The 21,097-nt window shown below is 58.1% G+C and carries 21 protein-coding genes and 1 pseudogene; 6 read left to right on the top strand and 16 right to left on the bottom strand.

Features of this window, described 5'->3' with window-relative positions:
• Positions 1-9 precede the first annotated feature (9 nt).
• Both OZ656_RS02515 and OZ656_RS02510 read right to left on the bottom strand, forming a co-directional pair.
• Positions 10-960: a PDR/VanB family oxidoreductase gene (locus OZ656_RS02515; protein WP_278350184.1), complete on the bottom strand. Its 951-nt coding sequence runs from the start codon at positions 958-960 to the stop codon at positions 10-12.
• Positions 960-1,505 carry a dimethylamine monooxygenase subunit DmmA family protein gene (locus tag OZ656_RS02510; RefSeq protein WP_278350183.1) on the bottom strand — a complete coding sequence of 182 codons (546 nt, stop codon included), beginning with the start codon at positions 1,503-1,505 and terminating at the stop codon, positions 960-962. Before OZ656_RS02510 ends, OZ656_RS02515 begins: the two co-directional genes overlap by 1 nt.
• 414 nt (positions 1,506-1,919) lie before the next feature.
• On the opposite strand from OZ656_RS02510, the gene OZ656_RS02505 reads away from it, so the two are divergent.
• Entirely contained in the window at positions 1,920-3,059 is a 1,140-nt protein-coding gene (locus tag OZ656_RS02505) for an aminomethyltransferase family protein (RefSeq protein ID WP_091827687.1), read from the top strand.
• Positions 3,060-3,137: 78 nt separating this feature from the next.
• On the opposite strand, the gene OZ656_RS02500 is transcribed toward OZ656_RS02505, so the two are convergent.
• Both OZ656_RS02500 and OZ656_RS02495 read right to left on the bottom strand, forming a co-directional pair.
• On the bottom strand, positions 3,138-3,368 hold the full coding sequence (locus tag OZ656_RS02500) for a TetR/AcrR family transcriptional regulator C-terminal domain-containing protein (protein WP_278350182.1): 231 nt from the start codon (positions 3,366-3,368) through the stop codon (positions 3,138-3,140).
• Entirely contained in the window at positions 3,365-3,655 is a 291-nt protein-coding gene (locus OZ656_RS02495; protein ID WP_278350215.1) for a TetR/AcrR family transcriptional regulator, read from the bottom strand. The genes OZ656_RS02500 and OZ656_RS02495 overlap by 4 nt, the downstream gene beginning before the upstream one ends.
• Here OZ656_RS02495 and OZ656_RS02490 point away from each other — a divergent pair.
• Positions 3,539-4,483, top strand: coding sequence for an efflux RND transporter permease subunit (locus OZ656_RS02490; RefSeq protein WP_278350214.1), 945 nt, complete (start codon positions 3,539-3,541; stop codon positions 4,481-4,483). The genes OZ656_RS02495 and OZ656_RS02490 overlap by 117 nt on opposite strands.
• A 65-nt stretch (positions 4,484-4,548) precedes the next feature.
• Here OZ656_RS02490 and OZ656_RS02485 read toward each other — a convergent pair whose 3' ends face one another.
• The 11 genes from OZ656_RS02485 to purU all read right to left on the bottom strand — a co-directional run bounded on the left by OZ656_RS02485 (position 4,549) and on the right by purU (position 17,318).
• Positions 4,549-5,898, bottom strand: a complete 1,350-nt coding sequence (locus OZ656_RS02485; RefSeq protein WP_278350181.1) for an ammonium transporter — start codon at positions 5,896-5,898, stop codon at positions 4,549-4,551.
• A 298-nt stretch (positions 5,899-6,196) separates the two neighbouring features.
• A complete protein-coding gene (gene folD / locus OZ656_RS02480) occupies positions 6,197-7,054 on the bottom strand; it encodes a bifunctional methylenetetrahydrofolate dehydrogenase/methenyltetrahydrofolate cyclohydrolase FolD (RefSeq protein WP_278350180.1) in 858 nt (285 codons plus the stop codon).
• Between the two features lie 114 nt (positions 7,055-7,168).
• Positions 7,169-8,497, bottom strand: a complete 1,329-nt coding sequence (locus OZ656_RS02475) for an FMN-binding glutamate synthase family protein (RefSeq protein ID WP_278350179.1) — start codon at positions 8,495-8,497, stop codon at positions 7,169-7,171.
• 76 nt (positions 8,498-8,573) lie between these two features.
• Complete coding sequence (locus OZ656_RS02470) at positions 8,574-9,257, bottom strand: GXGXG domain-containing protein (RefSeq protein ID WP_278350178.1); 684 nt, start codon at positions 9,255-9,257, stop codon at positions 8,574-8,576.
• A gap of 24 nt (positions 9,258-9,281) precedes the next feature.
• A complete protein-coding gene (locus tag OZ656_RS02465; protein ID WP_278350177.1) occupies positions 9,282-10,181 on the bottom strand; it encodes a glutamine amidotransferase family protein in 900 nt (299 codons plus the stop codon).
• Positions 10,182-10,208: 27 nt separating this feature from the next.
• Positions 10,209-11,543 carry a type III glutamate--ammonia ligase gene (gene glnT, locus OZ656_RS02460; RefSeq protein WP_278350176.1) on the bottom strand — a complete coding sequence of 445 codons (1,335 nt, stop codon included), beginning with the start codon at positions 11,541-11,543 and terminating at the stop codon, positions 10,209-10,211.
• On the bottom strand, positions 11,540-12,025 hold the full coding sequence (locus tag OZ656_RS02455; RefSeq protein ID WP_278350175.1) for a hypothetical protein: 486 nt from the start codon (positions 12,023-12,025) through the stop codon (positions 11,540-11,542). The genes glnT and OZ656_RS02455 overlap by 4 nt, the downstream gene beginning before the upstream one ends.
• Positions 12,025-14,934: a 2Fe-2S iron-sulfur cluster-binding protein gene (locus OZ656_RS02450; protein ID WP_278350174.1), complete on the bottom strand. Its 2,910-nt coding sequence runs from the start codon at positions 14,932-14,934 to the stop codon at positions 12,025-12,027. Before OZ656_RS02450 ends, OZ656_RS02455 begins: the two co-directional genes overlap by 1 nt.
• The gene (locus OZ656_RS02445) at positions 14,918-15,184 is read right to left on the bottom strand and encodes a sarcosine oxidase subunit delta (protein WP_278350173.1); all 267 of its coding nucleotides are present in this window, start codon (positions 15,182-15,184) and stop codon (positions 14,918-14,920) included. The genes OZ656_RS02450 and OZ656_RS02445 overlap by 17 nt, the downstream gene beginning before the upstream one ends.
• Before the next feature lie 10 nt (positions 15,185-15,194).
• Positions 15,195-16,436 carry an FAD-dependent oxidoreductase gene (locus OZ656_RS02440; protein WP_278350172.1) on the bottom strand — a complete coding sequence of 414 codons (1,242 nt, stop codon included), beginning with the start codon at positions 16,434-16,436 and terminating at the stop codon, positions 15,195-15,197.
• 9 nt (positions 16,437-16,445) lie between these two features.
• Positions 16,446-17,318, bottom strand: coding sequence for a formyltetrahydrofolate deformylase (gene purU, locus OZ656_RS02435; protein ID WP_278350171.1), 873 nt, complete (start codon positions 17,316-17,318; stop codon positions 16,446-16,448).
• Between the two features lie 249 nt (positions 17,319-17,567).
• On the opposite strand from purU, the gene OZ656_RS02430 reads away from it, so the two are divergent.
• A complete protein-coding gene (locus tag OZ656_RS02430; RefSeq protein WP_278350170.1) occupies positions 17,568-18,167 on the top strand; it encodes an XRE family transcriptional regulator in 600 nt (199 codons plus the stop codon).
• Positions 18,168-18,190: 23 nt separating this feature from the next.
• Here the strand turns inward: OZ656_RS02430 and OZ656_RS02425 are convergent.
• Positions 18,191-18,724: pseudogene (locus OZ656_RS02425) on the bottom strand (slipin family protein); the annotation flags it as partial.
• A 116-nt stretch (positions 18,725-18,840) separates the two neighbouring features.
• On the opposite strand from OZ656_RS02425, the gene OZ656_RS02420 reads away from it, so the two are divergent.
• The 3 genes from OZ656_RS02420 to istB are packed head-to-tail and all read left to right on the top strand — an operon-like array spanning position 18,841 to position 21,059.
• Positions 18,841-19,071: a hypothetical protein gene (locus tag OZ656_RS02420; RefSeq protein WP_278350169.1), complete on the top strand. Its 231-nt coding sequence runs from the start codon at positions 18,841-18,843 to the stop codon at positions 19,069-19,071.
• A 33-nt stretch (positions 19,072-19,104) separates the two neighbouring features.
• Positions 19,105-20,307 carry an IS21 family transposase gene (locus OZ656_RS02415; RefSeq protein ID WP_278350168.1) on the top strand — a complete coding sequence of 401 codons (1,203 nt, stop codon included), beginning with the start codon at positions 19,105-19,107 and terminating at the stop codon, positions 20,305-20,307.
• Positions 20,304-21,059 (top strand): IS21-like element helper ATPase IstB, encoded by a 756-nt coding sequence (istB, locus tag OZ656_RS02410; RefSeq protein WP_213480218.1) that lies wholly within the window; start codon positions 20,304-20,306, stop codon positions 21,057-21,059. Before OZ656_RS02415 ends, istB begins: the two co-directional genes overlap by 4 nt.
• The last annotated feature ends 38 nt before the right edge of the window (positions 21,060-21,097 follow it).

Raw genomic sequence — 21,097 nt, 5'->3', positions numbered from 1 at the left:
CTGTCGCTCCTATAGGTCCAAAGTCAGGTGTTTGCCGGCGGCACGGGAGACACAGGGCATAATGCAGCTGCCGCTGGAGCGCTCGTCGTTGGACAGGAAGTCATCTCGATGTTCAACATCGCCCTCAAGAACAGCCGTGCGACATTGGCCACAGACGCCTGCACGGCACAGATTGGGAACCTTGACGCCTTCACGCTCCAGCGCTTCAAGCAGGCTTTCATCGGCCGCTACGTCCACCGTTTTTCCGCTGTGGGTCAGCTGCGCCTTGAACGGCTCGCCCGGCTCGGGTGCGGCAAAGGCTTCGAAATGGATCAGGCTGTCTGGCCAGCCCAAAGCGGCTGCCGTGCTGCGAACACCATCAATCAACGATTCAGGGCCACAGATATAGACATGGGTCCCCGGCCCCTGACCGCTCAACACGGCAGTCAGGTCACATTTATTACCCTGCACAGAGTCATAGCGATGGAGAGCCGATCCAAGTTGCTGCTGCAGTTGATCCAGATAGGCGCCGGTTTGACTACTTCGATACAGATAGTGCAACTCGAACTCAGCACCCTTCCGTTTGAGTTCCGGGATATACGACATGAAGGGGGTGATGCCAACGCCACCGGCAATCAGCAGGTGTTTGCGGGCAGTCATCACGGGAGCAAAGAGGTTGGCCGGTGGTGTGATCGCCAGCTGGTCCCCTACGTTCACCTGTCCATGCATGAAAGAAGAACCGCCACGGGAGGCATCCTGCAACCGCACGGCGATGCTGTAACGCCGCGGTGTGGCAGGGTCGCCACACAGCGAATAGGCATTACGGATCTCGCGGGATGCTCCCGGCATGATCACCTGAACATGACTGCCGGGCGAGAATGCCGGCAGCCGGCCTTCAATCGCTTCCAGTTTGAACTCTCGAATCATCGGTGCCACCTGCTCGATGGCCATCACACGCACCGGTATGCTGTCGATACTCATTACTGCAACACCTCCTGTTCCGGCTGTTCATCAGGATCTTCAGCATTGATCTGCACCCCTACGTAGGCACCATGCAGACGGGCAAAATGATCTCGTACCAACAACAAACGACCACACCCTGTGCAGGTGTGAGGACTGGCTGTCACCCCTTCCATAAGGGTGTAGCAATGGGTACAGAATAACCGGCGGGCAGAACTGATCGGAGGCGCCAATTGAATCTGCTCATCGACCAGCCCGGCCGACAACGCTTGATTGCGTATGTCCCACAGAAAGCCTTCACTTCCGGCCACGTACAGCCGGGTGGTCACCGGCGCATCATTCAGAATGTGTTGCAGGTAGCCCGACAGGGAATCCGCCAGCGTGCCCGGGGCATTGCCCGGTTCCGCCACCAGCCATTGTGCACCTGATTCAGCACACTGACGGTACAGCGGTTCCAGCAGGTGCTCTGCGTCTGACTCACTGACAAACAACTGTAGTCCTGCTGTCGCGACCAGCTCGGGTGGCGTATAGGTCGGACGACTCTTGATGGATGGATCGATCTGCATCACTACTCCTTTTGGGTTACCCAAAATTTATTAGTGGTGTAATTTATTTCTCCTTAGGAAAAGCAATTTTTCTGCCAAAATATGAAACCAGATAAATTTCAATACCTTAGGATTATCAATCCAAAACATCTCCTCTATAAGGGCACAGCAACAGTGCATTTCCGTATCCGGATGACTCAGCACAGGGCAGATGATCATTACGGTGCAAAAGTACCCCGGTTGACCCAAAACGGGTCGCACTTCAGCTACCCATACCCAAATATTGGCCAAGGCCCGAGCCAGTTTTGATTGGGATTATTTTTTCACTCTATAAATCATGACGTTGAGTCTTAATGGCCCGGAACTTGCTTTCCTATCAGGAATAATAGTTCCTCTTCGGGAATTAATTATGATCTGTTACCAATGGAGAGAAAAATGGCTAATTCATGGCGTATCGCCGCACTGGCTGAAAGACATCGTGCCCTGGGCTCAAACCTTGAAGACTGGAACGGCCTGCCTACGGCATGGACCTACAGCAAAAGCGGTTACACTCTGGCCGATGAGCACGAAGCAATCCGTACCAAGGCAGGCTTGATGGATGTATCAGGCTTGAAGAAGGTGCACTACGTGGGTCCACATGCCGAGAGCCTGCTGGAGTGGGCCACCACGCGTGACATCTCCAAGCTGTATCCGGGCAAGGCGGTCTACGCGACCATGCTGAATGAAGCCGGCAAGTTTATTGATGACTGTGTTATATACCGCATGGGCCCCAACGCTTTCATGGTTGTACATGGCACCGGCGCCGGCTATGAACGCCTGACTCAGGCGGCACTGGGCAAACAGGTTGCCGTGCTGTTTGATGACGATATGCACGATCTTTCGCTGCAAGGCCCCACTGCAGTGGATTTCCTCGCTGAGCATATCCCCGGAATCCGGGATTTGGCCTACTTCCACCACACACACGCACGCCTGTTCGGTTGCCCGATCACCATTTCACGCACCGGTTATACCGGCGAGCGCGGTTACGAGATCTTCTGTAAGGCGGCCGACGCCACTACCATTTGGGACGGCATTCTGGAGCACGGCAAAGCGTTCGGCATTATTCCCTGCTCTTTCACCGCGCTCGACTGGCTGCGTACCGAAAGTTACCTGCTGTTCTATCCGTTCGATAACTCCGAGATGTACCCGTTCGAAAACGAACCGGCCGGCGATACGCTTTGGGAGCTGGGTCTGGACTTCACAGTGTCCAAGGACAAGACAGAGTTCTGCGGTGCTTACGAGCACTTCCGCCTGCAGGGCAAAGAGCGATTCAAGATTTTCGGTGTTTTGCTGGAAGGAAAAGAGGCCGCTTCCGAGGGTGATGAACTCTGGGCCGATGGCAAAAAGGTGGGGGTTATCACCTGCGCCATGTATTCACGCCTGACCGACAGATCAATGGCAATCGCTCGTCTTGAAGTGCCCTACGCCGAGCAGGGCACCCCGCTTCAGGTCAAAGGTAGCCTTGAGGTATCGGCCATCGCCCATACCCTGCCATTTGATGATCCCGAGAAAATAAAGCGCACTGCAAAGGGCTGATCAGGCCTGACACACCGAGGGGGGCCTGTTTCCATAAACAGCCCTTTTCGGTTGGATCATCACACGTAGCTGCAGCGGTCACTGCCCCTCAGTATAGCCATAGCCGCGCAGAAACAGGTCAACACAACTCACAATGTAACGATCAATCTCTTCATCACTCAGCTGAGGAGTAATACCCAGCTCGGAGCGTAGCTTGGCCTCCCCCATCACCATCATCAGGAACTGAATGGCGGCATGGCGTGGCTGCTCCATGACAACCCGGCCCAACTCGGCTTCACGCCCCAGCATCTCGGTGAACCCCTGAATCATGACCTGAGGCCCGGCGGCAAAAAAAGTGCTGCCGCTTGCGGTTGAGTATCGACTTGGGCCACACAGGTTCGGTGCACGCAGCGCGCTTCTTCAGACAGTATTAACTGAATGAAGTGACGATCGATGTCGAGCAACCGCTCCCGCAAAGAGCCATCTTCACGCACCAGCAGATCAACCAGGTTATAGCGATCGCACTTGCACCGAATGGCAGCCGTAAAAAGATCATCCTTACAGCCAAAGTGACTGTACACCGTCTGCTTGGACACGCCTGCCTGCTGCGCCACCATTTCCATGCTGGTATCGGTAAAACCATGCTGCACATCAGCACCCCGACCGCGGGGAACATCCCGCTCAGTGCACTGGCGTCGATCAGCCTGCAGCCGAGTCTGGGCGCCATTCCTCGCCGCAATGGAGAGCGCGTGAACGTTATCGAGGGGTATCTCAGTTTTGGCGTTCTGCCCGGTAACGTCCTGCAGACATACAAACAGGCACTGGATGAGGCCGGGTTCCAGCTCCCCGCAGGCTATCGGCTGGAGATCGGCGGTGAAGCGTCCGAGCGTGACCGTGCGGTCGGCAACCTGATGGCCAATGTGGGCATCATTATTGTGCTGCTGATCGCGGTGGTGGTGCTCTCATTCAACTCCTTCCGTATCAGCGGCCTGATCTTTGCGACGGCACTTCAGGCGGCTGGGCTGGGGTTGCTGACCGTTTGGCTGTTCGGCTACCCGTTCGGCTTTACCGTCATCATCGCCCTGTTGGGCTTAATGGGGCTGGCCATCAACGCGGCCATCGTCATTCTGGCCGAACTCAAGGCTGACCCGGACGCGGCCAGGGGGGATGTTCACGCCATCACCCAGGCGGTTCAGAGCTGTACCCGCCACATCAGTTCAACCACCATCACCACCATCGGAGGCTTTATGCCGCTGATTCTGGCGGGTGGGGGGTTCTGGCCTCCCTTCGCGGTTGCCATCGCCGGAGGCTCCCTGCTGACAACCCTGCTCTCGTTCTATTTTGTACCGGCCTGCTTCCTCCTGATGGCCCGTCACCGTCCTTTCGACAACCGATCCACGCATGCAGACGACCTGCTGCTGATGGGTGATAGTCGGCAAGCCTGATTCAACAGGGTTTGCCGAGCCCAAAAAAAGGCCCCGAAGGGCCTTTTGGTTCTGGAGGAGACTGTTTATTTGGTAGAGGCGGCACTCTGCTTAAATGCCATCGCGCCTTGACCCTGTGATTCCATGTCGGCCTTGCCCGGTCCGTTGCCCAGACCCATGGAGGAGTGTGCCGGTCCAAATTCCGGATATGCCTGCATGCCGCATTCGTGCACATCCATGCCTTCCAGCTCTTCTTCTTCACTGACGCGCAGCCCCATGATCGCCTTGATCACCAGCAGTACCACCATGCTGGCCGCAAACATCCAGGCGAAGGTCGCCACGGTACCGATCAGCTGTCCGGTGAAGGTCGCATCATCGTTGCTGAGCAGTACGGCGAAGATGCCCCAGATACCGGCCGAACCGTGAACGGAGATGGCGCCGACCGGGTCATCCAGCTTGAGCTTGTCCAGTGCGAGAACCGACGCCACCACAACCAGGCCGCCTACGGCACCGATCAGGCTTGCGAGACCGGCAGAGGGCTGCAGCGGTTCAGCGGTGATGGCAACGAGACCGGCCAGTGCACCGTTGATGGTCATGGTCAGGTCAGTCTTGCCAAACAGGAAGCGGGCAAACAGGGCGGCCACAACCATGCCGGCCGCGGCTGCCGCGTTGGTGTTGACGAAGATCTTGGCCACCGCGTTGGCTTCTTCCACATTGGCGATCTTCAGCTCGGAGCCGCCGTTGAAACCGAACCAGCCCATCCACAGGATGAACATGCCCAGTGTTGCCATCGGCAGGTTGGCACCCGGGATCGCACGTACTTCACCGTTCTTGCCATACTTGCCCTTGCGTGGACCCACTAGGATGACCGCTGCCAGTGCCGCTGCGGCACCTGCCATGTGTACGACGACAGAGCCAGCGAAGTCCTGGAAGCCCAGCTGATCCAGGAAGCCGCCACCCCATTTCCAGTAGCCTTCAACCGGATAGATCACCGCCACCATGAACACGGCGAAGATCAGGAAGGGCCACAGCTTCATGCGCTCTGCCACGGCACCGGACACAATCGACATGGTCGCGGCCGCAAACACGGCCTGGAAAATGAAGTCGGCCATGCTGGAGTAATAGGGCGCATCATCGCCACCGGCAATGACAGACTCGGTGCTGTTGTCAGCGCCCAGCAGGAAGTCGATGCCCGGAATCACCGAGCTGATCGGATTGGCTGGGTACATGACGTTGTAGCCCACAGCCAGATAAACAATACAGGCCACGCCATACAGCAGCGCGTTCTTGTTGAGGATTTCCACCGTATTCTTGGCACGTACCAGACCGGCTTCGAGCATGGCAAAACCGGCCGCCATCCACATCACCAGTGCGGTACACATCAAGAAATAGAAGGTGTCGAGGGCATAGCCCAGTTCCAGCACCATACTTTCCATTAGCACTCTCCTAAGGTCTCTTGTTCGGTATCCGGTTGGGCCAAGGGGCACCGACCGGTCTTTACCAAAAGGATATTTAGTTTCCTGATATGAATAAGCAAAAGCCGAGCCATGTTTGCAACATGCTGATTTGGAAGAGCTAAAGACCCTGTTGGTTATCATGTTTAAAGAGGCAGGAACCAAAATCGTGCAGCCTGAAGTGCGCGGGGCCCATCACGGTGCAAAGGGCCCATAAACGCAAAAGCCGCGCAGTGTTGTAAACAGCTGCACGGCTTGTCATGAAACACGTCAGGTGGGGTCAGATCGCTTCCGTCGCCTCACAGGCTTCCAGCGTGTTCTGCAGCAGACAGGCAATGGTCATGGGACCCACGCCACCGGGTACCGGTGTGATGGCAGACGCCTTTTCAGATGCACTGGCGAATTCAACGTCCCCGACCAGACGGCCATCGTCCAGACGGTTGATGCCCACATCGATCACCACGGCACCGGGCTTGAGCCACTCGCCCTTGATGAACTCGGGAATGCCCACGCCGGCTATCACGATATCGGCCGTGGCCAGTTCACCGGGGAGGTCTTGGGTTTTGGAGTGACAGACCGTGACGGTGGCTCGGGCCATCAAAAGCTCCAGCGCCACCGGGCGGCCCACGATGTTGGAGGCTCCCACCACAACGGCCTTTTTCCCTTCCGGGTTGATGCCATAGGCCGCCAGCAGACGCATGCAGCCATAGGGTGTGCAGGGGCGAAGGGTTGGAGCCTTGCCCGCCAGACGCCCCAGATTATAGGGGTGGAATCCATCCACATCCTTGGAGGGGTGAATACGCTCAATGACCGCCTGCACGTCGATCTGCCTCGGCAGTGGCAGCTGTACCAGAATACCGTGGATCTGATCATCGGCGTTCAGAGTATCAATCAACTCAAGCAGCTGTGCCTGCGTTGTATCCATCGGCAGGCTGTGATTGCGTGACAGAAAGCCCACTTCTTCGCAGGCTCTGACTTTGCTGCGCACATAGACCTGTGACGCCGGGTCCTGCCCGACCAGTACCACGGCAAGTCCGGGCCGAGGCTTGTTGGCGGATACACGCTCGGCAACCTTGCCTGCAATCTCCATCCGTAATCCGGCCGCTACGGCTTTGCCATCGATCAGTTGAGTGTCCAAGATCGTCTCCTGAATCAGGGTTTTTAAAAGGGCGATACCCCCGCTACCCTATCATCAGGTGCAGGGCTTACTGTGGCCTGCGGACTCGCTTGCGAGTCAGCAGGCCATGGGTGCTCAGAATCCCTGACCGGGAATCCAGCTGGTGCCCGCCAGCGGCACACGGGCCATGGCGGCGGATTCAACGGTCAGAGCGACCAGATCTTCCGGTTCCAGGTTACGCAGATCGTTTTTGCCGCAGGCACGGGCCAACGTCTGAGCCTCCAGTGTCAGGACGCGCAGGTAGTTGGCCAGACGACGCCCACCTTCGACCGGATCCAGTCGCTGCATCAGGTTCGGGTCCTGCGTGGAAATGCCCGCCGGGTCCTTGCCTTCCTGGTAGTCATCGTAGAAGCCGGCCGCAGAGCCGATCTTCTCGTACTCTGCACTCCATTTCGGGTCGTTGCAGCCCAGTGCCACCAGAGCAGCCGTGCCGATGGCAACCGCATCCGCCCCCAGCGCCATGCACTTGGCCACGTCGGCACCGTTACGGATACCACCGGATACGATCAACTGCACCTTGCGATGCATGCCCATCTCCTGCAGTGCCTGTACCGCCTGCGGAATGGCCGCCATTGTGGGGATGCCGACATGTTCGATGAACACGTCCTGAGTCGCGGCGGTACCGCCCTGCATGCCGTCCACAACAATCACGTCAGCACCGGCCTTAACCGCCAGCTTCACGTCATAATAGGTACGGGTTGCACCGACCTTGATGTAAATCGGCACCTGCCAGTCGGTGATTTCACGCAGTTCCTGAATTTTGATCGCCAGATCGTCCGGGCCAGTCCAGTCCGGGTGACGGCAAGCCGAGCGCTGGTCGATGCCCTTGGGCAGGTTACGCATCTGGGCAACACGGTCGGTAATTTTCTGACCCAGCAGCATGCCGCCACCGCCGGGTTTGGCACCCTGGCCCAACACCACCTCGATGGCGTCCGCCTTGCGCAGGTCATCCGGGTTCATGCCGTAGCGAGACGGCAAGTACTGATAGACCAGCTTGCTGGACTGGCCGCGCTCTTCCGGGGTCATACCGCCATCACCGGTGGTGGTTGAAGTGCCCACGATGGAAGCACCGCGCCCCAGCGCCTCTTTGGCGTTGGCTGACAGGGCACCGAAGCTCATGCCGGCAATGGTCACCGGGGTTTCAATCACGATCGGCTTCTTGGCAAAGCGGGTGCCCAGGGTCACCTGGGTATTGCACTTCTCGCGATAGCCTTCCAGCGGGTAGCGCGACATGGACGCACCCAAAAACAGCAGATCATCAAAGTGTGGCAGCTTGCGCTTGGCGCCAAAGCCGCGAATGTCATAGATACCGGTGTCCGCCGCGCGACGGATCTCGGCCATGGTGGTACGGTCAAAGGTCGCGGACTCACGCAGGCCCGGATTGACGTTGATATCGTTGCTCATAATCAAGTCCTCAAAAATCGGATTCAACGGCTGCCCGTCTCGGATATTGGGGGCAGCCATGATGGCCTGTTGATCATCAATACGCGGACGCGTTGTCCACCTTGAAGTTATACAGCTGGCGGGCAGACCCGTAGCGCTTGAAGCTGGACGGGTCTTCGTCCACTCCGGCACGGTTGAGCAGATCCGTCAGCTCTTCGATATGCTCGGAACGCATCTCTTTCTCGACGCAATCGGCACCCAGGGACTTCACTTCGCCCTTGACGTAGATGTGCACCTCGTAGAGGGAATCCCCCAGCGCTTCACCAGCATCTCCGCAGACGACCAGCGAGCCGGATTGCCCCATGAAGCAGCTCATGTGGCCAACGCTGCCCTTGACGACGATATCGACGCCTTTCATGGAGATGCCGCAGCGGGCACCGGCGTTGCCTTCGATTACCAGCAGTCCGCCCTGTGCCGTGGCACCTGCCGCCTGAGAGGCATCGCCTTTCACACGGACGGTGCCGGACATCATGTTTTCCGCCACGCCCTGGCCGGCATTGCCGTGAATGACCACATGCGCCTTCTTGTTCATGCCGGCACAGAAGTAGCCCGCATGGCCACGAATATCCACGGACAGGTTCTGATCTATGCCGCAGGCAATGTTGTGCTGGCCCTTGGGATTCAGTACTTCAAATTCACGCTCCAGGCACTCCTGTGCCTGATCATGCAGCGCCTGATTCAATTCACGGATGCTGGATTCAGCCAGATCAATCGTTTTCATATTCAATACTCCTCAAACAGGCGCTTAGCTGCGTTCCCAAACATAGAAAGTGGCCGGCTCCGGCTCCCATACTCTGGCATTCTCGATGCCCGGCAGGGTGGTCAGGGCCTGATACTCGGATGCCATGGCAACGTAGTCATCGGTTTCAGCCAATACGGCTGGCTTGCAGGCAATCGGGTCACGCATGACCGCAAAACCGTTGCGCGTGCCGATGGTGAAGGTGAAGAAACCGTCCAGATCTTCCAGCGCATGCTCCAGCGCCTCTTTCAGGCTGTCACCTTCCTGCAGCCGCCAGGTCAGGTAGCCGGCGGCCACTTCGGAGTCATTCTGCGTTTCAAAGGCGATGCCTTCGCGCTTGAGGTTTTCACGCAGGCGGTTGTGGTTGGACAGCGAGCCGTTGTGCACAAGGCACAGGTCCATACCGGTTGAGAACGGGTGGCTGCCCTCCATGGTGACCGCGGATTCAGTCGCCATACGGGTATGGCCGATGATGTGACTGCCTTTCATGCCTTCCAGGTTAAAGGTCTCGGCGATCTTCTCCGGCAGGCCCACTTCCTTCAGGATCTCGATCGACTGACCAACGCTCAGAATCAGTACATCCGCTGCTTCTTCAGACAGCCACTCGCGCAGTGTCGCTTCCTCGGCATGCACCTTGAACACCGCCACGCTGGCGTTCTGGAACCAGCTCAGTTCCAGCTGGAGTTCGGTTTTCAGACGGGTGGCAAGTGCCTCCCAGTCATAGTCTGCATCCGGGTGACGCAGGGTCAGCTTGACCCAGCCTTCGCCCACTTCATCACCGTAGATGGCGAAGCCTGCGCTGTCCGGGCCGCGATCGGTCATTGCGATCAGCATCGGCTTGAACAATTCACCGATCCGGCTCTCCAACTCAGGATTTTTAAGATAAAGCCCGACAATTCCACACATAATCACATTCCTCGTAACAAATCCGGATCAGAAAAATTCGGCGTAATGACTGACTTCCCAGTCCGATACATGACGGCTGTATTCAACCCACTCGGTCCGCTTGACCTTGAGGAACTCGGACACGATCTCCTGTCCCAACGCGTCGGTAAAAACGGTATCCGCTTCCAGCGCGTCCAGTGCCTCGTTCAGGTTCTGTGGCAGGATCTCGACGCCTTTCTCCTTGATCTGATCAAGCGTCAGGCTGTACAGGTTAAGGTTCATCGGCTCACCCGGGTCCAGCTCGCGCTCGATGCCATCCATGCCTGCGGCGATGATCGCCGCGGTGACCAGATAGGGGTTACAGCCGGAGTCCGGCAGACGGAACTCAAGGCGGCCATAGGGAATACGCACCATGGCGGAGCGGTTGTTGTCGCCATAGCAGATGTAGGCCGGTGCCCAGGTGGCACCGGAGGCGTTGCCGCCCACCACCAGACGCTTGTAGGAGTTCACCGTCGGTGCCGCGAAGGCACAGAGTGCCGGCGCGTGTGCCAGCAGGCCCGCCGTGAAGTGATAGGCCATTTTGGACAGCCCCATGCCGTTCATATCGTCCGGGTCGTGGAACAGGTTGCGGCCATCCTTGTCGGTGATCGACAGGTGGAAGTGCATGCCGTTGCCGGTACGCTCGGACGAAGGCTTGGGCATGAAGGAGCAGACCATGTCCAGCTCGTTGGCGATCTCACCGGCGGCCATGCGCACGAAGGTGAAGCGGTCGGCAGAGGTCAGCGCATCGCTGTAGGTGTAGTTGATCTCGAACTGGCCGTTGGCGTCTTCGTGATCGATCTGATAGACATCGAAATCGACCTGTTGCAGCGACTCGACCAGCTTTTCCAGAAACTCGCGGGAGCGGGACAGACCCTTGTAGTCGTAGCAGGGCTTGTCCAGCACGTCACTGGCATCAACCGGATTGAGCGCGCCCTTTTCGTCGCGGGTAAACAGGGAGAACTCAGGCTCCACACCGGTATTCAGCGTCCAGCCCCTGTTAGCCAGGCGCGCCAGCTGCTGTTTCAGCACCACACGGCTGCAGTAGGGGTGGGGTGCATTGCTCACATAGCCGTCACAGGCAATGCGGGCATAACCGGGCTGCCAGGGCACCACACTGAAGGTATTGATGTCGCCTCGCGCCAAGAAGTCGGGTCCGTGCGGCTCCATACCCAGACCCCATACCGCAAATCCGGCGAAGCCCGCACCCTTTTCCACCACGTCCATCAGACAGTTGGCCGGGACCGACTTGGTTTTGGCCACACCGTGAATATCAACAAACTGCGCCAGCACATACTTGATATCGTTCTGGCTGATAATGCGTTCGATCTCTGCGGGCATCATGATGCACCTCCTGTCGTTTTTCGGGTTGCGCTGAGGTCATCGAGGACCGCGCTGAAAATATCGGTGAGATAGTGGCTGAATCCCGGATCGATCCCGATCAGCAGGCTCCCGCTCTCAATTTCGTGATACAGCCAGCTGTTGATGCCGGCGACTGACGCCATCAGCCAGTCACCGGGCTGGAGCTGATGGAAGTCGTACTGACACAGATGCGTCATCAGCTCGACCCAGTCCCCATCCCTGAGCTCAAACACACAGTCGTGACGACGGAAGCACCACTCGCCCTGAGGGGCCTGATGCCCGACATTGAGCATCGCCATGTATTCATCACGGCCGGTACGTGACACCAAAGCACCCGGGCGCTCTTGTGCTGTCATCACGGCATCGGGTATCGGCAGACCGGCGCTTGCCAGTGCAGCCGCACTGTCGGGGCCCGTCAGCAGGTAACAGGCCAGCTCACGCTGTTCCATTTGCAGTGTGTTCATCAGGCCACCTCCGTCAGATCAACGGTCTGACGCGCACCTTCGGCGTCATAGAAGGGAGTTGCACAGGACTCCAGGGATACCAGCGCGCCACTGTCGACCCGCACCTGGAAAGGCTTGTCGGTTGCTGCCAGCGGCATATCCACCATGGCCAGACCGATATGCCGACCGAGTGCCGGGCTGTAGGCAATACTGGTGATGCGACCGACGATATCGCCGTTCTCGATCAGCAGATGACATTCCCTGGGCAGCTCGCCGCTGTACCCCTTGGGCAACATGAAGCCCCTCAGATTGCGGTTGCAGCGATCCTTCAGCAGAGCCAGTGACGGCTTGCCGGTAAACCAGGGTTTGGTCTTGAGCGGTACAGCCCAGGGCATGTTGGCCTCGAACGGGTTTGTCAGGCCATCGGTGTCCTGACCGACGATGATGTGACCCTTTTCCAGTCGCAAAACACGCTGTGCTTCGACGCCGAAGGGGCGAATGCCGTACTCCAGACCTTTTGCCATCAGGGTCTTCCACAGCTGTTCGGCGGCATCAACCGGCAGATGGATCTCGTAACCCAGCTCACCCACAAAGCCGACGCGAATCAGCCGTACCGGCACGCCACAGAGGGTGCCCTCCTGCAGACCCAGGTAGGGGAAGTTCTCTTCACTCAGGTTGATATCGGTCAGCGGCGCCAGCAGTGTGCGCGCATGAGGACCGGCCAGGTTCATCGCTGCCAGCGTGCCGGTACGGTTGACCAGACGTACATCCAGCCCCCACTCGACAATATGGCGCGACAGAGTACGGAAGGTGGCATCGGCATGACTGGTGGTGGCCGTGACGTAGAAGCGATCTTCGGCAATGCGTCCCACAATGCCGTCATCCACGATAACGCCGCTGTCATCCACCATCAGGGCATAACGGGTCATGCCCAGTTTGATGTTGGACATGCGCATGGTGTAGGTGCCATCCAGTAGCTTGCCGGCATCCGGCCCCATCACCTCGATCTTGCCCAGAGTGGACACATCGATCAGGCCCAGCGCCGTGCGCACCGCCTGCACTTCGCGCAGAATCGCCTGAGCACGTTCCTCGGGGCGGCCATAGAACTCGGGACGCATCCAGACACCCGCTTCCATCATCTGAGCGCCATTGTCCAAATGCCACTGGTGCAGCGCCGTCAGGCGTTCCGGACGGAAGCGACGACCGGCCAGTGCCTGTACCGGCACCGGGTGGAACATGGGACGGGCCGTGGTCGAGCCGGTCTGGTCGATGCTGCGACCGGTCACGGCGGCCAGCACACGAATGCCGTTCATGTTGGCGTGCTTGCCCTGACTCGGCCCCATGCCAACGGTGGAGAAGCGCTTCATCAACTCAATGTTGTCAAAGCCTTCCTTCGCGGCGTTGATCAGGTCCTTCAGCTGCAGGTCTTCATCGAAGTCGACAAAGTTCTTGCCCTTGGGATGTTCAACAATCGGCCAGGGATGGGAATGCGCCTCGCTGTCACGGTGGGCCGCCAGTGCAGCCGGCACCGCCTTGCCCTGCAGAAAGGCGGCGGCCTCTGTACCGGCACGTTCACCATCTGCCAGGCGCTGCTGCAGCGTAAACGCGCCATTCAGGCGACCGCAGGCAAAGATCCCGTTCGGCAGCTCCTGTGGCAGGAGCTGCTCCAGGGTCGAATCGTAGGCCAAGCGTCCGCCGGCCTGATACAGCAACTGTGCCGCCGGGGCCCAGCCCACACTCATCAGCAGCAGGTCCACATCAAATTCACGGGCATGTGAACCGTCACAGGCCTTGCCATCAAAAGGCGCCGCCACGACACGCTTGAGCTGTCCCTTGCCCTGCGCTTCGTAAACCACGTGGCGTTCCAGTACCGGTACTTGCAGGGCTTTCAGTTCCTCAGCCCAGGCACCGCGGTCGGCCGGCTTGCCCATGTCGATCACGGCCGATACGGTGATGCCGGCATTGACCAGATCCAGCGCCGCACGATAGCCCTCATTGTTGGCCGTCAGTACCACCGCACGCTGACCGGGTTTGACGGCATAGCGTGCGATCAGTCGCTGGGCGCCTGACGCCATCATCACACCCGGCAAATCGTTATTGCGGAAAACCGCCGGCTGCTCCATGACGCCGGTCGCGTTCACGACGGCACGAGCACGCATCTTGATGATGCCGTCAGGACCTGACAGGGGCACGTAGTGATCGGTGTACCAGCCGCAGGCAAGATGACCGGGCAGCACACGAATGTTGGCATGCGCCTGCACTGCCTGCTTGAGTCGCTGACGTACCGGGGCGGCTTCTGCATCATGGACCAACTGATAGTCCAGACTGCCGCCGATCTGCGGATTCTCGTCGGCCAACACCACGTCCAGCCCCTGCTCGGCGGCGGTCAGAGCCGCCTGCATGCCGGAGGCACCCGCGCCAATGACCAGCAAGTCGCAGAAACCGTAGGTCTTGGCCTTGCGGCGTACTCCCCAGCCGGTATCGATACGTCCAAGGCCCGCTTTTTCACGGATCAGCCGCTCCCACATGGGGAAAAGCTTCTTCGGCTTGTGGAACGCCTTGTAGTAGAAACCCACGGGCAAAAAGCGGGACAGCTTTTCGATGATCTGATCCCTGTCTTTTTCGAGGCTGCCGTTCACGTTGCAGGCACTGAGTACCATGCCCGCTTCCAGCGCGGTCACATCACCCCGGATGTTGGGCTCTTCACTGCTCTGGAACAGCGCGTTCACATCATGGTTGGCCAGCGTGACGGCACCGCGTGGACGGTGATACTTGAAGCTGCGTCCCAGCAGCGTCTGGCCGGCCGCAAGCAGGGCCGAGGTAATGCTGTCACCGCGGTAGCCGGTGTAGTGGCGGCCTTCAAACTCGAAACCGCAGGATTCCGAGCGGTCGATCCACTCCAGCGGTTGCTGATCAAGCCGGGATGTCATAGCGCACCTCCTCCAGGTCGATAAACCGCAGCACTTCATCCTTCAGGGTGTCGCGCTCCATCACGTACCAGCGCCCGGTCGGACGGTGATACCACCACTCACGCAGCAGGCCCGGTGCACCATTGCGGTTGAATACATACTCGGCCCAGGTGGTTTCATCAGCGTCCATCGGGGGCTTTCGAACCTCGCCGACATAGTCGAATTCGCTGATCGGCCGGCGGCCAATAACGGGACAATCAAATACTTTCATCGCCCTCTCCTCAGTGCCCGACCGATGCAGCGCCCTTCTCACCGACCAGATCAAAATCGGTGAAACGGGACAGTCGGAAGGGTTCAATCAGTTCGTGGTTGCGGTCGTTGGCCAGGGTCCAGGCCATGGTCTTGCCGCTGACCGGCGTAGCCTTGAAGCCCCAGGTTCCCCAACCGGCGTCCAGATAGAAGCCGTCGATGGGGGTTTTGCCCATGATCGGCGCAAAATCAGGGGTGATATCACTCATGCCGGCCCATTGGCGCATCACTTTCATGCGGCTCATGAACGGGAACAGGTCGATCATTTTGTCGGTCAGCCCCTCGACAAAGTCGAAGCTGGAACGGGTTGAGTGCAGGACGGACGGATCCACCGATGCACCCATCACCATCTCGCCGCGAGATGACTGGCTGACATACACATGCAGGCTGCCGGACACGACGATAGTGTCCATGAACGGCTTGACCGGTTCGGAGACACAGGCCTGCAGCGGATAGATTTCGATCGGTGTCTGAAGACCCAGCATGGAGGTGATGCGCGGCGTTGAACCCGCCACCATGGACACCACCTTGTTGCAGCTGACAAAGCCACGATCGGTTTCAACACCGGTCACCCGGTCGCCCTGGGTACGAATGGCGTTAACGCGGGTTTTCTGATGAATCTCCACGCCACGGTTGTAGGCACCGCGTGCATATCCCCAGGCGACCGCGTCATGACGAGCGACCGCCCCGGGTGCGTGATAAAGCGCCCCCATAACCGCGCTGTGACCGGCACAGTCCAGATCCATGTAGGGCACTTCTTTCGCGATGAAGTCCCGGTCCACTACCTCGGAATCGATGCCGTGATGCTTGTTGACCTCGGCGCGCCAGCGCATGGTGCGCAGGGCACTGTCGGTATGCGCCAGGGTGAAGTGACCACGGGTGGAATAGAAAATGTTGAGGTCGAAGTCATCGGCCAGATCTTCAAACAGCTTCAGACTGGTGTCGTAGAACTTGACCCCCTCCGGAGTAAGGTAGTTGGAGCGCACGATGGTCGTGTTGCGGCCGGTATTGCCGCCACCGATATACCCCTGTTCCAGCACCGCCACGTTGGTAATGCCGTGCTCCTTGGCCAGGTAATAGGCACAGGCCATGCCGTGCCCACCACCACCAATGATTACCACATCGTAGTGCGGCTTGAGTGGCCGTGACTCGGGAAAAAAGCGGGGCTCATTGTGCGAGGACGTTAAGCCATGTTTGAGTAGGCGCCAGGGCATGGGATTCTCCTAGGCAAAAACAACGGTTTTGTTGCCGTGTACCAGAACACGGTCTTCGATGTGGTAGCGCAGACCACGTGACAGCACCGCTTTCTCGACATCCTTGCCCAGACGCACCATGTCGGCGGTGGTATTGTGGTGAGTCACGCGATGAACGTCCTGTTCGATGATCGGACCGGCATCCAGCTCCGAGGTCACGTAATGACAGGTGGCGCCGATCTGCTTCACGCCACGTTCGGCCGCCTGATGGTAGGGACGCGCGCCGATAAAGGAGGGCAGGAAGCTGTGGTGAATGTTGATGATGCGTCCCGGGTAGAGCTCGCACAGCTCTTCGGGGATGATCTGCATGTACTTGGCCAGCACGATCACATCGGCTTCGGCAGCGGCGATCTGCTCGCGCACCGCCTGGAAGTGAGGCTCCTTGTTGCTCATGTCGACCGGGACATGCACGAAGGGAATGCCGTGCCACTCCACATAGGAACGCAGAACATCATGGTTGGAAATGACGCAGGGGATATCGATATTCATCTCCCCGGAGCGCCAGCGGTACAGCAAGTCAGACAAAGCGTGGGCTTCTTTTGATACCATGAGCACAACACGCTTGCGCTCCGCCGAGTCGGTGATCTGCCAGTGCATGCCGAATTCATCGCCAAGTGGCGCGAATTTCGCTTTCAGTTCGTCAAGCTCGAACGGAAGTGAGTCTGCCAGTACTTCATAACGCATGAAGAACTGACAGTTTTCGGTGTCGGCAAACTGATGTGCCTCGCTGATCCAGCCATTGTGCGAAGCGAAGAACTGAGTAACGGCGGCCACAATACCCACCCTGTCGGGGCAGGAGACGGTTAAGCGATATTTGCGTGCATGTTGGGTTTCGATAGCCATAACCTTGGTCCATATTTCTCATAAGGAAAATTTATTTCACCAAGATAAAAGCAATCGCTTTGCCAACTTTGCATTTTGTGTAAAAAAATTATTCGAATCGGGTGAAATGGCCCTAAAATCAATGGATGAGAAACTATATTTCCTGAAAGGAATATTTGCCCGTTAGCAGGCGTGTGCCAATCCAGTGTGTTTTTGCCCCGCAAACACGCACCAAAGGTGCTCATACTGCCCAAAAATGGAGCATGGAGTATGAAAGAAAAAGAAGAAGACAACCCAAGACTTCGCCTGGAGCAATACATTGCCATGCGGGTGAAAAGCAAGCGTACCGAACAGGGTCTGAAGATCATTGACGTCGCCCGCATCGCCGGACTCAGTCAGGGCATGGTGAGCAAGATCGAGAATGCACAGGTGTCTACCAGCCTGGATACCCTGAGCCGCCTGTGTGACGCCATCGGTCTGCCAATATCACAGCTGTTTACGGACTATGACCGTCCCGAGGGAACGGCACAGCTGACCAAGGCAGGAGAAGGGATGGAGGTGGTGCGCCGCGGGACCGAGAAAGGCCATACTTACCAGCTGCTCAGCTACCACCGCGGCAAGAAGAAAAGCTACGAGCCGTTTCTAATCACCATGGATGATGCCAGTGAGGTGTTCCCGACCTTTTCTCACCCCGGTCAGGAGTTCATCTACCTGCTGCAGGGCCAGATCCGCTACCGGCACGGCAACCATCTGTATGACATGGGGCCCGGGGATGCTCTCTCATTTGACGCGGAGATTCCCCACGGGCCTGAAGAGTTGCTGGAGGTTCCGATCCAGCTGCTGTCGATCATTCATTATGATGACCAGTAGATGTGAACCTGCCATTCATCGGGTCACACCTTGCCGTTGCCTTGACCGGCCATTTCCTTCAGATTGTTGAACAGATCCACCGGCAAGGGGAACACAATGGTATGGCTGTGCTGGCCGGCGATCTCGGTCAGCGTTTGCATATAGCGCAGCTGGATCGCCTGCGGCTGCTGCGCGAGGGTCTGTGCTGCCTTGAGCAGCTGTTCCGAGGCTTCCTGCTCGCCCAGCGCATGGATCACCTTGGCACGGCGTGAACGTTCCGCCTCGGCCTGACGGGCGATGGCGCGGATCATGCTCTCGTCCAGATCCACATGCTTGATCTCCACGTTGGCGACCTTGATGCCCCAGGCATCGGTCTGCTTGTCGAGAATCTTCTGGATATCGCTGTTGAGCTGATCGCGTTCCGACAGCATCTCATCCAGCTCATGCTGCCCCAAAACCGATCTCAATGTGGTCTGCGACAGCTGACTGGTGGCCTCAAGGTAGTTTTCCACATGGATCACTGCCCGCTCGGGATCAACCACGCGGAAGTAGATCACCTGTTCGGCGACAATTAGGATGACCGGTTAACGACAATTATCTTGGCCGGTTGGGTGTAACAATTGGCCCCTTGTTTTCCATGGTGGAGCAAAGGGTGCCAGGCCAACACATAACCAACCGACAAGAGGAGCTGTACATGCAGCACCGACAAAATGGCGCAAGCCAGGAAGTGGCAGCCGCCAAGGCGGATATCTCCGTTCGATCCGGGCGACGCATCGAAACATCAACACAAAACCCCCGCGTTAACACCGAGCGGCAGTGGCGCACACGGGAAGATCCCCTGGAGGCCGTTTGGGAGACAGAGCTGCTCCCTCTGCTAAAAGCCAAGCCGGATTTGACCGGAACAACCCTGCTGGATTATTTGTAAGAGCAGTATCCTGAGCACTACGACCAGACCATTTTGCGCACACTGCAACGCCGGGTGAAGCAATGGCGAGCACTGCATGGGCCGGAGCGTGAGGTCATTTTTCGCCAGCAGGCCGTTGTGGCACAGCAGGGGTTCTCTGATTTCACGCACCCGGATAACCCGATTACGATTCAGTTCAAGGCCTTTCCACACCTGCTCTATCAGTTTCGACTGGCCTACAGTGGCTGGCGCTCGGTCACCGTGGTTCAGGGCGGTGAGAGTTATGCAGCTCTGGCGACGGGGTTGCAGCGAGCCCTTCAGCAGGCTGGTGGCAGCCCTGTTGAGCACCGCACGGATAGTTTAAGTGCGGCACGCAATAACCGTCAGAACGTTTGGACAGAGGCTTACAGTGAGCTGTGCCAGCATTACCGCATGACCCCCACCCGGAATAATCTGGGGCAGTCTCATGAGAACGGTGTGGTGGAGTGCGCCAACGGCTCGCTCAAGAAGAGGCTGGCACAACAGCTGTTACTGCGCGGCCACAGTGACTTCGAGAGTATCGAGCAGTACCAGGCGTTTATCGATTGTGCGGCTGACAAACTCAATCGGCGCAACCGGACCCGTGTCCTTGAAGAGCAGGCTGCCTTGCAGCCTCTGCCGGAGTTTACGGCGGCGGAGTATCAGACCCTCCATCTCAAGGTGACGCGCAGCTCAACGATCGAAGTCCGCCGCGTTGTCTACACCGTGCCATCGCGACTGATTGGTGAGTCGGTGCAAATCCGCCTGCACCACGACAAGCTGGTACTGTTCGTTGGGCAGCAGCCGGCACTGACCTTACCTCGCGTGTATCCGAAGGCCGGCGATAACCGCGTCCGCAGCGTCAATTACCGGCACGTGATCTGCTCGCTATCCTCCAAGCCACAGGCCTTCCGTTACTCTCAGCTGCGTGATGACCTGCTCCCGGACGACAACTACCGCGAACTCTGGCAACTCGCGGATGAGCATCTTGAACCCCGTGAAGCCTGCAAGTGGATCGTGACCGCCCTTCGACTGGCCTTCGAATACGATGATGAACAGTCGCTGGGGGAAGACCTGTTGATAGAAGCCCGGGCCGGCCGGTTCGCGTCAATTACCGAGATCCAGTCACGCTACCTTCGCGGCAATCCCGATCTCGAATTCTCAGCTTCAAGTCAACACACCCTGGTCAGTTATGACGACTTGCTGTCTTCGATCCGCAGCCAAGAGGCGTCGATATGACCGACTCCGTCGCCTTGCTGCTTAAAGAACTGCGTCTGCCGGCCTTCCACCGTCACTATCAATCGCTCTGGGAAACGGCCATTGAAAAGAACTGGTCACACACGGATTACCTAGCAGCCTTATGTGAATACGAGCTCTCGGACCGCTACCAGCGTCGAACTCAGAAGTGGCTGCGAGAGGCAAAGCTTGCGGCCAACAAAACCTTCTCGGCGCTGGATCAGAGCGGCTTTAGCCGCCCCTGCAACGCCGCACTGGCCAAGCTGCAACAAGACAGTGACTGGGCACACCATGCCGACAATGTGCTGTTGATCGGCCCCAGCGGCACCGGCAAAACCCACATCGCCAATGCCCTGGGCCATCAACTCACCGAACAGGGCGTGCGCTGCAAACTGTTCCCAGCGATAGCGCTGGTTCAGCACTTACAACAGGCCAAGCGCGATCTCGACTTGATGACCGCCATGACACGCCTGGATAAATACCGGGTCATCATCATCGATGACATCGGCTACGTAAAAAAGACGGATGCGGAAACCCAGGTGCTGTTCGAGTTCATCGCCCACCGCTATGAGAGTGGCAGCTTGATTGTCACCGCCAACCAGCCATTCAGCGAGTGGGATCAGATCTTCCCGGACAGCATGATGACCGTAGCGGCCGTAGACCGACTCATACACCACGCGACGATTATCGAATTAGAGGGGGAAAGCTACCGACGACAGCAACAGCTTAAGCAGGCTGGAAAGAGTAAAAAGTAAGACCACCCAACCGGCCATCATAGTTGTCGCGGACCGGA

The sequence above is a fragment of the Marinobacter sp. LM1 genome (assembly GCF_042763285.1).
In the GTDB taxonomy this organism is placed as follows: Bacteria; Pseudomonadota; Gammaproteobacteria; order Pseudomonadales; family Oleiphilaceae; genus Marinobacter; species Marinobacter nauticus.
The sequence above is the reverse complement of the archived record's forward strand: the minus strand, read 5'-3'. Positions and strand labels throughout refer to the sequence as shown.